This window comes from Achromobacter sp. UBA4530 (assembly GCF_002388205.1).
GTDB lineage: Bacteria > Pseudomonadota > Gammaproteobacteria > Burkholderiales > Burkholderiaceae_B > Achromobacter > Achromobacter animicus.
Window position 1 is genome coordinate 462 of record NZ_DGMA01000018.1, and the last position, 1,157, is coordinate 1,618.

2 pseudogenes are annotated in these 1,157 nt (G+C 63.6%); one reads left to right on the top strand and one right to left on the bottom strand.

From position 1 onward, the window contains the following. A pseudogene (locus B2W22_RS14865) lies at positions 1–453 on the bottom strand (phosphomethylpyrimidine synthase ThiC); the annotation flags it as partial. A 392-nt stretch (positions 454–845) separates the two neighbouring features. On the opposite strand from B2W22_RS14865, the pseudogene B2W22_RS14870 reads away from it, so the two are divergent. After that, positions 846–1,157 (top strand): annotated as a pseudogene (locus B2W22_RS14870) (preprotein translocase subunit SecD); the annotation flags it as partial.

Consider the following 1,157-nt stretch of genomic DNA (forward strand, 5'->3'; position numbering starts at 1 on the left):
TTCCGGCGTGATGATGCCGCGGCGCGCGTAGTGCATCTGCGACACGTTCGCGCCTGACTTTGCGCGGCGCGGCGGGCGCTGCAGGTCAAAGCGCATCGCTGTCAGCTTGGGATCGGTCAGACGCGACTTGCCGTAGTCGCTGGTGGGACCGGACAGCAGCTCCGTATCGCCGCGCTCCTCGATCCAGGCGCGGCGCAGTTCCGGCAGGCCGCGGCGGATATCGATCTTGGCCTCGGGGTCCGTGTAGGGGCCGCTACAGTCGTACACCGTCAGCGGCGGGTTCTTCTCGCCGCCGAACATCGTCGGCGTGTCGTCCTGTTCGATTTCCCGGAAGGGTACGCGGATGTCGGGGCGCGAGCCCACTTCATACACGCGGCGGGATTTGGGCAGCGGTGCGACGGCCGCCGCGTCGACTTCGGCGGTAGCGGCCAGGAATTTGGGATTGGCGTTCATGGAAAGCTCCAAGCGAGTGGTTGGAGCCGATCGGGATGGACTCCCGTCCAGGCGTGCGAAGACGCGCGGCGGGAATACGCTCCCAGCATCGGCATTATCCGTACTGGTACGAAGGGACTCTCTCAACACGTCGCCGCCCTGAAGCGGGACGAGTACCCCTGCGTGAACGCGAAGTATAGAGCCAAGCGGACTCGGCGCCTTCATCAATCTCTTGGGAATGCCGCAAGCCGCGTAAATAGGGCTTTTCAAGCAGGCTGGTATTACTGCTTTACATTTGGATTCAGTCTAGGCAGACACCGTCATGCAGGTTCGGTACACTTTTTTCCACCCGCCGCGTGTACAGTCTTAGAGTCTTACCGTTCGGCATCAGCCCACTTAAGAAGGAATCGAGCATGCAACTGAACCTACGCACTTTGGCGCCCGCCCTCGTTGTCGTGACATTGGCGCTAGCGGGTTGCAAGACCGCCCCGACTAAGACGTCCGACGCCGCGACCACGCCTCAGGCGGGCCAGCAATCCGCCACGCCCGCGACCGCCGCGCGCGTGGATTTCTATCTCGCCAAGCGTGAACCCGGCGCCGGCCTGCGTGAAGTCAGCCTCCCGGACGGCAAGCTCTATCTGCAGGAAACGCCCGTCCTCACGCGCGCCGACCTGACCGATGCCGCCGCACTGGTGGACCGCCAAGGCCAGAACTTTGTTGGCCTG